This window comes from Pseudoalteromonas sp. NZS71, assembly GCF_015864715.1.
In the GTDB taxonomy this organism is placed as follows: domain Bacteria; phylum Pseudomonadota; class Gammaproteobacteria; order Enterobacterales; family Alteromonadaceae; genus Pseudoalteromonas; species Pseudoalteromonas arctica.
The window spans coordinates 1-14,501 of sequence record NZ_JADYWS010000024.1; the positions used below are offsets into that span (position 1 = coordinate 1).

At 38.5% G+C, this 14,501-nt stretch carries 14 protein-coding genes and 1 pseudogene; 9 read left to right on the forward strand and 6 right to left on the reverse strand.

Going from position 1 to position 14,501, the window contains the following annotated elements; genetic code table 11:
- Window positions 1-149 precede the first annotated feature (149 nt).
- Window positions 150-1,370, reverse strand: coding sequence for an alkaline phosphatase family protein (locus I6E85_RS15325; RefSeq protein ID WP_024591549.1), 1,221 nt, complete (start codon window positions 1,368-1,370; stop codon window positions 150-152).
- A 163-nt stretch (window positions 1,371-1,533) separates the two neighbouring features.
- On the opposite strand from I6E85_RS15325, the gene dgt reads away from it, so the two are divergent.
- Together dgt and I6E85_RS15335 are read left to right on the forward strand one after the other, a co-directional pair.
- On the forward strand, window positions 1,534-3,000 hold the full coding sequence (dgt, locus tag I6E85_RS15330; RefSeq protein WP_101163538.1) for a dGTPase: 1,467 nt from the start codon (window positions 1,534-1,536) through the stop codon (window positions 2,998-3,000).
- Window positions 3,001-3,070: 70 nt separating this feature from the next.
- On the forward strand, window positions 3,071-4,738 hold the full coding sequence (locus I6E85_RS15335) for a hypothetical protein (RefSeq protein WP_024591550.1): 1,668 nt from the start codon (window positions 3,071-3,073) through the stop codon (window positions 4,736-4,738).
- Window positions 4,739-5,055: 317 nt separating this feature from the next.
- On the opposite strand, the gene I6E85_RS15340 is transcribed toward I6E85_RS15335, so the two are convergent.
- From I6E85_RS15340 to I6E85_RS15350, 3 genes are all read right to left on the reverse strand, one after another.
- Window positions 5,056-5,934, reverse strand: coding sequence for a bile acid:sodium symporter family protein (locus I6E85_RS15340; protein WP_024591551.1), 879 nt, complete (start codon window positions 5,932-5,934; stop codon window positions 5,056-5,058).
- 257 nt (window positions 5,935-6,191) lie between these two features.
- Window positions 6,192-6,773 (reverse strand): uracil-DNA glycosylase family protein, encoded by a 582-nt coding sequence (locus tag I6E85_RS15345; protein WP_024591552.1) that lies wholly within the window; start codon window positions 6,771-6,773, stop codon window positions 6,192-6,194.
- A 150-nt stretch (window positions 6,774-6,923) separates the two neighbouring features.
- Entirely contained in the window at window positions 6,924-7,280 is a 357-nt protein-coding gene (locus tag I6E85_RS15350; RefSeq protein WP_024591553.1) for a VOC family protein, read from the reverse strand.
- Between the two features lie 232 nt (window positions 7,281-7,512).
- Here I6E85_RS15350 and I6E85_RS15355 point away from each other — a divergent pair, with 232 nt between their 5' ends.
- Genes I6E85_RS15355 through I6E85_RS15365 form a run of 3 tightly spaced genes read left to right on the forward strand, consistent with a single transcriptional unit; the run spans window position 7,513 to window position 9,784 of the window.
- A complete protein-coding gene (locus tag I6E85_RS15355) occupies window positions 7,513-7,854 on the forward strand; it encodes a hypothetical protein (RefSeq protein ID WP_024591554.1) in 342 nt (113 codons plus the stop codon).
- The gene (locus I6E85_RS15360) at window positions 7,851-9,452 is read left to right on the forward strand and encodes a PepSY domain-containing protein (RefSeq protein ID WP_024591555.1); all 1,602 of its coding nucleotides are present in this window, start codon (window positions 7,851-7,853) and stop codon (window positions 9,450-9,452) included. Before I6E85_RS15355 ends, I6E85_RS15360 begins: the two co-directional genes overlap by 4 nt.
- Entirely contained in the window at window positions 9,449-9,784 is a 336-nt protein-coding gene (locus I6E85_RS15365) for a DUF3325 domain-containing protein (protein WP_007583595.1), read from the forward strand. The genes I6E85_RS15360 and I6E85_RS15365 overlap by 4 nt, the downstream gene beginning before the upstream one ends.
- Before the next feature lie 222 nt (window positions 9,785-10,006).
- Here the strand turns inward: I6E85_RS15365 and I6E85_RS15370 are convergent, their stop codons facing one another.
- Window positions 10,007-10,537 (reverse strand): lipocalin family protein, encoded by a 531-nt coding sequence (locus tag I6E85_RS15370; protein ID WP_197237107.1) that lies wholly within the window; start codon window positions 10,535-10,537, stop codon window positions 10,007-10,009.
- A 130-nt stretch (window positions 10,538-10,667) separates the two neighbouring features.
- Here I6E85_RS15370 and I6E85_RS15375 point away from each other — a divergent pair, with 130 nt between their 5' ends.
- The 4 genes and pseudogenes from I6E85_RS15375 to I6E85_RS15390 form a co-directional block, all read left to right on the forward strand.
- Window positions 10,668-11,123, forward strand: a complete 456-nt coding sequence (locus tag I6E85_RS15375) for a YaiI/YqxD family protein (protein WP_007376692.1) — start codon at window positions 10,668-10,670, stop codon at window positions 11,121-11,123.
- Window position 11,124: 1 nt separating this feature from the next.
- Entirely contained in the window at window positions 11,125-11,688 is a 564-nt protein-coding gene (locus I6E85_RS15380; RefSeq protein WP_197237108.1) for a hypothetical protein, read from the forward strand.
- Between the two features lie 19 nt (window positions 11,689-11,707).
- Window positions 11,708-12,100, forward strand: a complete 393-nt coding sequence (locus I6E85_RS15385; RefSeq protein WP_197237109.1) for an ACT domain-containing protein — start codon at window positions 11,708-11,710, stop codon at window positions 12,098-12,100.
- Between the two features lie 140 nt (window positions 12,101-12,240).
- Window positions 12,241-13,614: pseudogene (locus I6E85_RS15390) on the forward strand (P-loop NTPase fold protein); the annotation flags it as partial.
- Between the two features lie 213 nt (window positions 13,615-13,827).
- Here I6E85_RS15390 and I6E85_RS15395 read toward each other — a convergent pair.
- On the reverse strand, window positions 13,828-14,484 hold the full coding sequence (locus I6E85_RS15395; protein WP_010552879.1) for a class I SAM-dependent methyltransferase: 657 nt from the start codon (window positions 14,482-14,484) through the stop codon (window positions 13,828-13,830).
- Window positions 14,485-14,501 lie beyond the last annotated feature (17 nt).

A 14,501-nucleotide genomic window follows, 5' to 3' on the forward strand; every position in this document is an offset into this window, starting at 1 on the left:
TAAATTCAGAAGCCTTTATAAACTAACCAGAAGATCGGTCAATGGATCGTTAAATATTTCTTAACTGATCGGCATTAGGCTAAATAGCCCACTTTAAAGTTTTAACATGTTCTTCCCTGCAGAGCGCTTACGCGCTCTTTTAGATTAAGCTAATGCACAACGATTTTTTGCTTAATTGCTGGCATTAATGTTTTACCATTGCCATCTACTTTGTTTAACAATTTAAGTCCCATCACTTTTGCCAGTACTGGGTAAATATCAAGATTATTTACTTCTTTAAGGCTTACACCTTGTTTAAATGCAGGGCCTACAGCAATAAATGATGCTGCCATATCCTCGGTATATGCATAACCGTGAGTCCCTAAATAGGTTGGTTTTTTACCATTGGTAAATACCGCTGGCGCTGTAGTTTGCACCACAATATCGCCTACGCGAGTGCCTTTATTGTAATGATACGCTGCTAATTGCTCGTCAGTTAATACTGTATAACGACCGTTTGACGCATCTCGTAAACGTGCTTTGTAACCTTCAATATCAGCGTTTTTAGCATCAGGCTGAGTATAAATAAGTAAACGTGGACCAGTATTTTTAACTAAAAAGTTTTCATCTTGAGGCAGTGTGGTTACATCAATGCTTTTATCTGGATCTATACTCGTCATACCATGATCCGACACAATAACTAAGTTTACCTCTTGCTCTAATTTACTTAAGCGAGTTTGTAATTGCCCCATTAATTCATCAAGCTGTTTAACTGCATCACGCGTTTGTGGTGCGTCTGGCCCAAATTCATGGCCCATGCTATCAACTAGCGAAAAGTAACTCGCAATAAAACGTGGGCGCTGTGCTTTTGGTAAACTTAACCACTGAATAATTTGATCAACACGGCTTTGGTAATCGCTGTATTTAGAATAGTGATAAAAGTAATCTGGTGTCATGCCGTTAAATAATGCATCTGACTCAGGCCAAAAATAAGTAGCCGATTTAAGCCCCTGCATTTTTGCTAAATTCCAAAGCGGAATACCCTTTACCCATGTGCTATCGCCTAATGCTTTGCCCATGCTGTAACAGTCGTTCTTACGCGCTTTATCACAAAAGCTATTATCAACAATGCCATGGTTTACCGGCAGTAAGCCCGTAATAATAGAAATATGATTAGGAAACGTTTTAGTTGGATAAACAGGTATTAGCTTTTGTGCGCGAACACCGCGCTCGGCCATTGCTTTTAAATTTGGCGCGCCGTGTTTTTCAATATAATCCCAACGCAGGCCATCAATTGATACAAGCACCACAGTTTGCTCTTTTGCAGCAAATGCGCTGTTCATTCCTAACATTAGGCAAATTGATACTGCCTTTAAAATCCACTGTTTCATTATAAACACCTATAAATGCACAACAATTACTCAAAAAATTATTTTAAAGCAAGTTGTTACTTTATGATACAAACTGATAGATTAAACCCTGTATATTAAAGACAAATGACTATGTGCTAAAAACTATGCCAGTCATCAATTGTAAAAAAGGACAAGTATAAAGATGACCATAGATTTTAGTAAAAAAATAACGCCAGCACGAATGTACCGCACAACCTCTAACTTACAGATGGCGCTAGAAAGCGACCGTGGACGTATTATTAACAGTGCCGCTATTCGCAGGCTGCAGCAAAAAACACAAGTGTTTCCGCTTGAGCGCAACGCAGCTGTGCGCTCTCGCCTTACCCATTCGCTTGAAGTACAACAGGTTGGTCGTTTTATAGTGCAACGTATTTTTGCTAATTTAAGCTATGAGCAACAAAAAGATTACGGCTTAACCGACCTAGAGCGCCCACTAGAAAGCTTAGTAGAAATGGCCTGCCTAATGCACGACATAGGCAACCCACCGTTTGGACATTTTGGCGAAGCGGCTATTAACCACTGGTTTAATAACAACCTAGCAAGCGTAACACCCGAACGCTGTAAAGAACCAAACACCGGTATAGGTGTTGTTTTTAAACACCTTGCGCTCGATATTTGTAACTTTGAGGGCAACGCTCAAGGCATACGTATAATTCATTCTTTGCAAACGCTTAATTTAACCTACAGCCAGAGTGCTGGTATTTTAAAATACACTCGCCCTGCTGGGCTTGATGTAAAAGACACTCCGCAAAATAAAAACTATTTAATGAAAAAAGTAGGTTACTACTACAGCGAAAAAAACTTTGTTGAAGCGCTACAAAAAGAGCTCACTATTGAGCCTTACTGCCGCCATCCTGCAAGTTACATAATGGAAGCCGCCGACGACATTTCGTATTGCCTAGCCGACATAGAAGACGCCGTAGAAAAAGACATAATAAGCACTGAGTTGCTGTGCGAAAAACTTAAAAGTAGTTACAAAAAAGTATTAATAAATCTATTAATCGACGACGCTCAACATCAAAATTTTGTAGACAAAGCCGTAGACTACGCACTAGAGCGTGCACAAGCACAACCCTATAATTTTAATAGTGAATTTTTTATATACCTGCGGGTTGCATTGCTACATCCGCTAGTAAATCACGCCGCAAAACGCTTTATCGAAAATATAGAACCTATTTACCATGGCGATTTTAACCAAGCGCTTTTAGAAGATAGAAGCCATCTACATGCAGTAACTAAAACACTAAAGCAGGTAGCGCTTGAGCATGTATTTTCAAACAAAGAAGTCGAAAAATTAGAGCTACAAGGGTATCGCATAATTAATGGTTTGCTCGATTGCTATAAACCATTACTGCTACTAAACAAGGATGACTTTAAGCGTGCACTAAATGGCGATTCACGTTTATTAATAGAGTCGCGACTTATTAAAAAGCTCTCTAAAAAGCACTTAAATAGTTACCAACACGCAATAGATGCGATGCAAGAAGAGCCCGATCACTTTGCGGCATACGAGTTTTATTATCGTTGTAGATTAATCCAAGATTATATAAGCGGTATGACCGACCAATTTGCTTACGATGAATATCGCAGCCTTATGGTTATTGATTAGTTGTATTACTCTGGATAATTTTTAATTTTGCGCTTAAAATCAAACTATTAATATTTAAGCGCATAACTTCATGATATCAAAACTAATTAGATTTACCCTTTGCTTTGCCTTATTTTATAGTGCGCAAAGTGCTGCATACAACGAAGCTATGTGCATTTTAATTAAACAAGAAATGCAGCAAAATAGTAATAATAAAGCGAGTCAAAAATATCGTAAAGCTGCGCGTGATTACAAAAACAACTGTAATAAGCCAAAAGAAATTCAAGCACAACCTAAGCCTCAAATAATAGAGCCTGAGCCGACTATTATTACTCAGCCACAACCTAAAATTGTTGAACCTGCCCCTGTAATTAAACCTACTGAAGAAGCTGTTAAAGAAAGCATCAACGAGCAAACCCTTAATTTAACTAATGATCAAAAACAACAAATAAACGATCAGCTAAATACCAACAGTAACGAAATAGTAATTGATGCAGAGCCAACAAAAGCAGCACCCGAGCAAGTAGTTACAGAGCAAAAAAACGAAGCTGTGATAGAGCAAGTAAAACCGGCGACGCCAGAGCAAAGCGTTCAACCTGCGTCTGAAAAGCCTGTACTTGTAAAACCAGCACCGGTGTTAACTAAACCAGCGCCTGTAATTGCGCCGCAACCTGTAGCACAAAGCCCAAGCTCGTTACTTTTACCCACTTTAATACTTGTTATAGTGGTACTTATTGGCGCTATGGTAGTCGTGCGCCTGCGCCGTGCAAAACAAAGTAAAACGATGGCAGAACCGACTATAGCGGCTCCACCTGAAGTTAAATCAGAAAAAATTGCTACGCCAGCTAAACCTGAAATTAAAGCAACAAAGCCAGTACAAACAACAAAAGAGCCAAAGATTGAGCCTGTCGTCATTAACGAAGCAACTCAAAATAATAAAGCAGTTGAGAGCAGCGTAGCGACAAATGAAGAGTCAGTGGAACCTACTAACACAGCGCAAAATACTGATATTGAACATACAACAACGCAGATCTCAGATGAGCAAAACAACGTAGTTACTCCATCGCAAACAAGTGAAATTGAGTCTGCACAAATGGAGCCAGCAGATACTTTAGAGCAAACAAGTACCGCTACGTTTAACGAAGTAAAACAAAAACCAGAGCCTAATACCGCCGAGTTTGAAGCCGCCGCTAAAACAACCTTAGAGCGCATTAAAAATGCCAGCAGCTTTAATGAGCCAGAGGTACGCGACTTTGACCCAGATGCAAAGCCAGTAAAAAAACAACGTAAGCACTATACAGCGCAAGTAACGGAATCTTCGCCAATAGAAGCCGAACATAACACTGTAGAGCCGGTTATTACTACTCCTGAGTCAGTAACAGCGAGTGAGCCGGTTATAGATTTACACGCTCCAGAGCAAATATCTGACGCTCAATCGACTACGTATACAACCGAGCAAGACTTTAAAGAACCAGAGGTGCGTACATTTAACCCAGATGCCCCGTTACCTGGTGAAAAGCCGATGCCTAAAAAAGAAGACGCGATACCTGAGCAAGCACAAACAACACCGCTAGTTAATGAGCCAGTAATTGAGCCTAAAAAAGCGGACAGTAACAATCCATTTGCTAACTTATCGTTGGACTCAAGCTGGGATCCTGACTCGGCTGAAAAGCCCAAAATAGAAGAGAAAAAACGCGCCCCTAAATCACAAGCATTAATAGATGCAGAAGAACGCGCTAAAAACATGCAAACCAAATAGTAAGTTTTAAAGTAGCGCATCATATTTGAGGCGCTGTTTTAGTAACCAAATAATTAACTGTTTTTCACCGTATTACTTACACTCTTATCCCATCCTAAAATGCGCCTTAGTAATTAGAAGCTTCACTCCTCGCGCAAACAAGCTCAGCCCCTAGTGCAATATTCAAGCTTGAGAGTCTTTTGTGAGCCTACAATTTGTTGACGCGATGGGTGCTGAGCATACATTTAACAGGTGGTATTTTTAGACTGGAGTTTACGGCTACGTTATCCGCAGCCATAAATTAAAGTAACTTGGTCAACATGCCCTAATTAAAAGTCCTAGTTAACAGCCCTAGCGGTACGTTTATTTTTAAGCTTTAACCCGCCAATTAATAGCAGTGGCCCTATAAACATAGCAAGGCCATACACGCCACCGGTAACCGCGTATTCTGGTTTATTCAAAAAGCTAATAGCAATTAAAATAGCTAACGATGCATTTTGAATTCCAACCTCAATTGAAAGCGTCAGCGAATCAGTTAAATTTAATTTTGAACACTTAGCAATTAACCAACCAACAACCATTGAACCAATATTAAGTGCTATGCACGCCCAAAATACATCGTTAAATGAGCTAACTAATAAATCGCGCTCTTTTATTACTAGTGCGGCAATCATCATAAGCATAAAAAACAACGAGAAGCGTCTAAAAAACGGCTCTGCTTTAATGGCAAAATCACTTTTAAAGTGACGTAACCAAATGCCTATAGCAACTGGCACTAAGGTAATAAAAAATAGCCCTAATGAAGTAGTTAAAATAGAAAAAGTAGCATCGTCTGCTGGGGCAAACTGACTCATAGCAAAGCCAATAATAAACGGTGTGGTTATTATACTAATTGCGGTAGAGGCAGCGGTTAAACTTACCGAAAGCGCTAAATTAGCTTTAGCAAGCTGGCTTACTACATTTGACATAGTACCGCCTGGGCAGGCAGCTAATATCATTAAACCAATAGCGATAGGCGTTGGTAGGTTAAGTAAATAACACAGCCCTAATGCTAATAAAGGCATTGCTACAAGTTGGCCTATTAAACCCATAACAATGGCAAGCGGGCTTTTAAATAGACGAGTAAAATCGTTTGTTGTGAGCCCAAGACCCATACCAAACATAATAAGTGCAAGAGCGAGCGGAAGTATTACTTCAGTTAATATAGATGCATTCAAATTAAACAGCCTCGTTTGTTATTGTTTTTAATTGGAGTGTTAATTTTTAAGTTAACTGTATACCAATTCGCTTAATTAAGTGATCTATTTTGAGGATGGAAAAACGTGTTGATAGCTAGGCAAAAAATTCGCTATTTAGTTGTTCTAAATGAGAATTTTTTAACACAGGTAGCGACACGTTTAGCCCCGCAAAATGATTAAGTATTATTGCGGATTGGTATAACGCCCCTTTACAATAAATCCTAATGCTAGAAGCATTACTTATTTAAAATAGTAGCAATGCGTTTACCCAGTTCTGGAAGTACATCTTGCTCAAACCATGGATTCTTTTTAAGCCATATATTATTACGCGGACTGGGGTGTGGAAGCACTAAATAATTTGGCCAATACTCACGCCACGATTTTACTAACTCCGTAAGTGGCATTTTTTTAGTCTCCGGTAAGTGATACGCCTGCGCGTATTTACCTAATACTATTGTCAGCTCAATATTTGGTAGTGCAGCCAATAATTGCTCGCGCCATGCTGGGGCACATTCTTTTCTCGGTGGTAAATCACCCGACTTCCCCCTACCCGGGTAGCAAAAGCCCATAGGTAAAATTGCTATATTATTAGCGTCGTAAAATTCATCACGTGTTAGTCCAAGCCATTCTCGTAGGCGGTTTCCGCTTGCATCGTTAAACGGCACGCCTGTTTCGTGAACTTTTATACCCGGTGCTTGGCCTGCGATTAAAATACGTGCGTTTGGGTTAAATTGTATTACAGGTCGAGCCCCTAAAGGTAAATGAGGATCACAGATCACGCATTTACTAACTTGGTCTATTAATTGGTGACTATTCATGTTTATTTGGCCTTAAATGCTTAATTTTCATCCTAAATGGCCATTTAGGATAAATGAGTTGGTAAAAAATCGGTTTATTTTATCTAAAATGGCGATTAGTTAGTAAAATCCTGATCTTTAAGCCTAAATGCCCTACAGCCCTTATAGTACCTAGTGTTCTTTCGCCCATACCGCAAATTCGTTACCACTTGGTTCTGTAAAGTGAAACCGACAACCGCCAGGAAACTCAAAAATAGGTTTTAATATTACTCCGCCAAATGTCTCTACTTTTTTAAAGGTTGCGTGTATGTCGTCGCTATAAAAAATAAGTAATGCTGCCCCATGCTGAGTTAGTGATTTTAATGGAGCCTGAAAAATCCCACCATCTAACCCCTGCTCACTAAACGCCGTGTATTCTGGGCCGTAGTCAGTAAACTGCCAATTAAATACATGACTAAAAAAGGCCTTAGTTGCGGGTAAGTCGCATGCAGGAAACTCTACGTAATTTAGTTTTTCGTGATCGCTCATCGTTATTTCACTCTTTATTTTTACTCAGTTTATTAACCTTAAGCTTTACATACAGCCTGTGCAATATCATTAAACAATAACAGATCAGTATTTTACTAAGTAATTAAGTAAGTAAGCATAATTTACTTAAAAGTTAATGACTACAAATGAGAATAGCTATCTTTTGTATTTGTAACATATATAATAGCGCCTTTGTTTTATCCTCAGCTTTAAATAAAGGGATTAATTAACTATGCAGGCACCTTTGCACAGTGCGCCATTCGATAAGGTTAACGTAATTGCGCTTATAGTAAAAAGCGTAAGCAGTTATCGAGTTTTGGTATTTTTACGTTTTTTTATTGCCATAATTGGTGGCTATGCCTTTACCTCTGCAAGTATTGCGTTATTAAGTTTTGTATTGCCAATAGCTAAGCAAGACGCTGTACTGTTTAGTGTTTCAATCAGCATTTTAATTTATGCCGTAGTATTTATTTATGCCTTTAGCGTTAAATCATTAAGAAAAGTGTGGATCAGTATTTTACTAAGTACAGGTGCGTTTATCGGATTGCTTGTATTACTAAAGGGTTGGGTATGAAAGACAGCTTTTTTAGATCGATGACTTGGTTACACACTTGGGTAGGGTTACTCGTTTGTTGGTTATTATATTTAATATTTTTTGCGGGAACACTTAGCTTTTTTAGAGATGAAATAACGCTGTGGAATCAACCTGCCATACATAATGTACAAGCCCAAACACAGCGTATAGAAGCGCAAAAGCAGCAAATAATTACAGGGTTCGATTACCTAGCTAGCCATGGTGCTAGCTCACCAAACTGGCGTATTACTCTGCCTGAGCCGCGTATTCCTTATTTAATTTATGGTTATGCAAAGCCAAAAGAGCCAGGCCAGCGCCGCAGCCAGTTTAAAAACACACAGTTAAACCCTAATACCATGAAAGAGCTTGAGCCCTTTGTAGATACTAAAGGTGGTAACTTTTTTTATCGGCTGCACTATGATTTACATTACATGGATGCAATAACCGCACGCTGGATTGTGTGCTTTGCTAGCTTTTTTATGCTAATTGCCATTATATCGGGTGTGGTTATTCATAAGCGTATTTTTAAAGATATGTTTAGTTTTAGACGTAATAAAGGTAGCCGTACATGGTTAGATGCCCACAATTTAAGCTCTGTGCTTGCCCTGCCTTTTCATTTAATGATTACTTACACGGGCATGATTACGCTCATATTTATGTTGTTTCCCTACCCTGCGCAAACGTCTTACGATAACGGCATGCGTGGCTTTTTTAACGATGTAACCCCTCGCAACACCATGACCGATAAAGCCGAAGGCGAATCATCAATGGTGCCGATTCAAAGCATTTTGGATCAGGTTTATACTAAGTGGCCTCATGCAGATATTACTCGCGTACAAGTTAACCAACCAAATATGGCAGCTTCAACAATTACCGTATTGGTAAGCGCAGGTAAAACACTGCGTGACCAAGCACCACGCTTAATATTTAGTGGTGCTACAGGGCAAATGGTTGCTAAAACTGATGACGAGCTAACTAGCAGCAAAGCGCTTTACGAATCACTTAATTCAATGCATACAGGGCGTTTAGCTACGTGGTTACTGCGTTGGTTATACGTATTAGGCGGTATTGCAGGCTGTGTAATGATTGGCTCTGGCTGTATTATGTGGGCTAAGCGAATTCGCGAGCGAACTAAAAATAACGTTAAACCTTCGTTTGGTTTAAAACTAGTTGAAGGGTTAAACCTAGCCACTATTATGGGACTTCCACTGGCAACGTGTGCATTTTTTATTGCTAACAGACTACTTAGCCCAACTACCGCAGAGCGCGCCGATAAAGAAATACTCGCGTTCTTTTTAACATGGCTAGCGGTTGCTCTTTTAGCACTTATAAAGCGCGACACACTGCAATGGCGAGTTATGGCAGCTATAAATGCTGTTGCATGTTTAAGCGTACCGGTTATTAATGCACTTACAACTAACGGTAATATAGTTAGCTATTTGATGCACAAACAGTGGGCTTTATTTACTTTTGATGCACTGTTTTTGTTATTTAGTATATTATTTTTTATACAAACCGAAAAATTACGTACTGCTAAAAACAACTCAAAAATAATCAGCCCTAGTCAATCTAATAACCTTAAAAGGCAAAAACCATGATTGATTTACTTGGGTTTAGCCTATGCCTGCTCAGTTTTAACTGTTTTGCGCTGGCTAAGTATAATCATTTTAAAGATGTATTTAAAAAACGCCCTACAGAATCCCAACGTAAAAAGCTGCTATTAGCTGCTTGGATCAGTATTTTACTAAGCTTGGTGCTTTGTATAGTTACTCAAGGTGGATATGGAACATTACTATTTTGCGGGTTTATGAGCCTAAGTGTCTTAATTATAATGGTTTTTTATAATTTTTTAGTAGGCTACGTAAAGTGGTTTAGTGTTTTAAATAGCGTGTTAGTTGTACTAAGTGGGTTGTTTTTAGCGTTAAACTAGCCTTAGTTAGTAAAAACGTGATCCGTTATTTTCTCATATATTAGGCAAAAAAAATGGCAAGCTATATAGCTTGCCAACAATAGGGGATATTCAGTGTTTCTAATACTTGCTGTCTCACGGCAAGTGCATACAATATAACCATAATATATGTAAGTTACTTTACAGTTAAATTACTCTTTTATTACTACTTTAAAAACGTATATAACTAACTGTAAACCCCCTTTACATAGTCTCTTGGTTTACCCAAATTATTTCATCGGTAGCAAAGCCCAACTCTTTAGCTTTAGTTAAAAAGTGTTCTTTAAGCTCTTTGCTAACCGTTGGTGTACGCGATAAAAACCACAAGTAATCTTTGTTGTAACTGGTTATAAATGCATATTGATAATCGGGTTGGTCAAGTTCAAAAATCACGTAAGCGCCATAAAATGGACCAAAAAACGAGACTTTAAAATGTCCGGTGTCAGTGCCCTCAACAAACTTGGCTAATCCTTCGGCGTCATTCCATTTTTTATCATCCGTTAAATACCCTTTGTTAAGGACCTTTACTGTGCCGTCGTCGTTAATTGAATAAGTAGCGGTAACTTGCTCCATACCTTCTTCAAACGAGTGATTAAGACGCGCTATTTCAAACCATTTGCCTTTATATTTTTGTATATCAAAGTTTTTAACGGGTGTTATTCCCTCAGGAGGGCTGGTGCAAGCACTAAGAAAAAATAGCCCTGTAATAAGTAAACCGTATTTAATAGCCTTCATGTAAGCTCCTTTTTAAATTACATAAATAGTACGTATTATCTAAATATAGATGGATATAAAGTTTGCTAGCCGATTAAAAAATTTTGCTATAGGATCATATTAATTCTAAAGCAATAAAAATGACCATAGCATGAAAATTTGGGTAGATGCAGACGCGTGTCCTGTTGTTATAAAAGAAATACTTTTTAGAGCTGCAGAGCGTATGAAAATCGAGACTATTTTAGTGGCTAATCACGCAATGCGTATTCCGCCGTCAAAATACATAAGCCGCGTTCAAGTATCGTCGGGGTTTGATGTAGCCGACGACGAAATAGTAAAACGTATTGAAAAAGGCGATTTAGTTATTACGGGCGATATTCCGCTAGCAAGTGAAGTAATTGATAACGGCGGGCAAGCACTCAACCCGCGTGGCGAGCTTTATACCACCGAGAATATCCGCTCAATACTTAACGTGCGAGACTTTATGGATACCATGCGCTCAAGTGGCGTAGAAATGAGTGGTGGGCCGCCGCCACTTAGCCAAACCGATCGCCAAAACTTTGCAAATAACCTCGACCGTATTTTAGCGCAAAACAAGGCTAACTAACTTGAATACCCAATTAGTTGGCTTAGGTGATACGCAATTTAGCGTGGCGGTATACGTAGCAAAAGCGCCGCCAATGCCGTTTTTTGAAACACTTGAATGCCTAGAACCGGTTATAAATGAGCAAATAAATACCATAAACCAGCACTGTGGTAATGGTTGGCGCAAAGTGTTTAACGTGTACGCAAAAGTGCTATTTGCCCTGCCAAGTGAGTATTACTCATTTGCTAAACAAGCCCCTACTTGGCAACAATATCGCGATGAGTATTTACTGCAAAAAAATAGTAAAAACGCCCTGCTATTTAGCGCGCCCAACATTACTATTACGTGTGCAAATAAAGCTACTAGCAATAAAAACCAGTTACACATAATTGCCGGTCGTACGCACGCTAAAAACTTATTACAACAAGGTAAGTTACATGCACAATTTGATTGGCTCGACGACGAGTTTGCAATAGACACCAGTAACAACATTATTGTGTGCCCATATTTTGATTATAGACAGTTAAGTAATGTAAAAATTGCGAGATTAAGCGAGCTAGTCGCGCAGCTAAAAGTCACTAAATAACACATAGTAGGGAACGACCATGGCCGGAATTTTAGAGTTAAACGAATTATTAAAATCAATGCAGCCAGAGCTTAAGCAAGGCGAGTATATTTTTTGTTGCTTAGCAGGAAAATTGGCTGATTATGTTCATTTAGAGCCACTTGCCACTTACGTTGAAGAAGAAGGGCTAACCCTTATTTTAAAAGCTGAAACTGCCGATAAAGCAGGTATTACTTACGAGGGTAAATATAATTTAATTACCCTTAACGTACATTCAAGCTTAGAGGCCGTTGGGTTAACGGCTGCGGTATCTGCAAAGCTGACTGAGCATAATATAAGTGCTAATGTGGTCGCTGCGTTTTATCACGACCATATTTTTGTACAAACAGATAAAGCACAAGCTGCAATGAAAGCGCTTGGAGAGATTGGTTAGGTTTTTTGTAAGCTATAGATACTATTTAAAAATATACGGAAAAATATATGGATGTTTCAAATCACGCTAGCAAGTTTAATCAATGGAAAGACACGTATAATTGAAATACATGTAAAACGAATAGAAAAGAATATGGTCAGTTCATAGCCCAGTTTTTAACTTCAGAAAGCCGGGTGCTCAATCTGAATGGTATTTATGGCTCTGGTAAAACAGAATTTATTAGACGCTTGTATGTAGAGCTTGCTCAACGTAACCATCCTGTTGTATACATTGATGTTTGGGAAAGTGACTTTTCAAATAATCCTCTTGCTGTTATTTGCAGTGAATTATTACAGCAAATTGAGTATGTTTTTAAGGAAAAGGATCCCACCGGAAAAGCTGTCGAGATCGGGAAAGCAAAAACCATATTTAATAAGTTAAAAAGTAAGTTAGGTATATGCTTAAAGTACGCTGAGCCAGCGACAGCTTTTACGGGGGATCCCTCTTTAATTTCAGGGGTGAAAGCTATCTCTAAAATTGTAGAGGTTACACCGGACTTAAACGACTCTAAGCAATTTCAGAAGTACACTGAAACGATTCAAAAAAACCATATAGAATCTATTCAGGCAGTTAAAGACATAAAAGAATATTTAACCTATTTATCTGAACTAATTGAAATCATTTATGCGTTGAATATACCAATAGTTATTTTGATCGATGAACTAGATAGGTGCCGTCCAAATTATGCTATTGAAATTTTGGAGGTTATTAAGCACTTTTTTGAAACAGAGGGGTTTACCTTTTTAGTTGCTACAAATACAGAAGTCCTAGAACATTCAGTGAAGTCAATATATGGGATTGACTTTGACGCACAACTTTATTTACGTCGATTTTTTGACCGAAAAATCACCTTACCCCAAGTGTCTATGATGAATTACTTAACTTCGAAAAATTTAGATTTTGATAAATATAAAAATAAGAAAGTACTTCTTTATCCATTTATTGATGATCAAACTATCAATCTAAGTGTGTTTGCGAGCTTATTTGAAAGTAACAAAATTGAGCTAAGGGGTATTGAACAAATATTAAATAGATTTTTTGTAAGCTTAGATTATGCGGTAAATCAACGAAAATCATCGGAAACCTTAATAAACACAGCTGTACTTATGCTTGGGTTAATAGAGCAGCATTTAGACAAAGTAGAGCAAGTTGAAAGAACGAATGCAGAAAAAGCTTATTTTTCAGTTGCAATTGAGCGCCCTATTAAAGATTTGATTGAGAGTATGTTTAACTGTGTAACGATTACTCAAGCTCTTCGATGCCATTCTAATGGCGGAAGAGTTACAGAGTTTGTACACCCGCAGACTATGCTTATTGTTGAATCAAGTAACTTTTCAAAAGTGAAGTCAACAAATCATCAGAGCTTAGAATCAGCAATTGCAAAAATGATAAGTTATTTTAATGATGATAATTTTAATTATTGGATGTGGGAAGACTACCAAAAAATAATTCTATTATCTGGTCATATTGAATAATAAAAAGTTCATCAGGTTAAACCGATTAGGTGCGGACTGATATAACAACAATCTGAGTAATATTAACATAAGCCCGTCGTGTAGCGCTTCGCTTAAACGACTTACGCTTAGAAAAAATGCCGAGCGTAGAGGGGTTTATATAAAAACACCGAGTTTGTTCACTCGGTGTTTTTATTGGTGCTGAATCGCGGGTGCTTGTTCAGCTTGTAAAACTTAAACTACATACCCACTAAAACCTAGCGCTTTAAAATACAGCTTCGGAATGCCAAATTTGCACTCATTTAGCAGTTCGCTAAAGCGCATTCTATCTAGCGGGTAAAACTCATTTTCTAAGTCGTGCCCTGTTTGTGTTTTACCTGTTTCGGTTAAACCCAATTGCGCGCACGTTGTAAGCTGGGCTTCGCGCTCAAATGAAGTTTCAGGGCGCATTAAATCTGCAATATAAAGGTTGGCGTCTTTTTTAAGGCTTCCTTTAATCGCTTTTAATAACTCTTTTTTATCGCCATTATCTTGTACAAAATGCATTACCAATAAACATAAAACGGCATCGGCTTTAACCGATAATTTATTAACAGGTCCGTTGTGAATATTGACGCGGCTTGCTATGCCTTGCTCATCAAATTGCTGCTTCGCGATAGCAAGCATATCGGCTGATGTATCTTGCGCGGTAAATTGCCATGTAGGGTTTAATGCAGCCAGTGCAAGTACTTCTTTGCCTGTGCCTGCCCCTACTACTAAAATATGCGCATTATCGCTTAGCGTTGCTTTTAGCTGTGCGTTAGTGAGCTGATGTAATAATTCATAACCAGGAACTAAACGGGTTATACGGCTATCGTATTGTGTTGCTTGCTCGCCTGTAAACGTTGGCATTGTATCTCCTTGTTTTC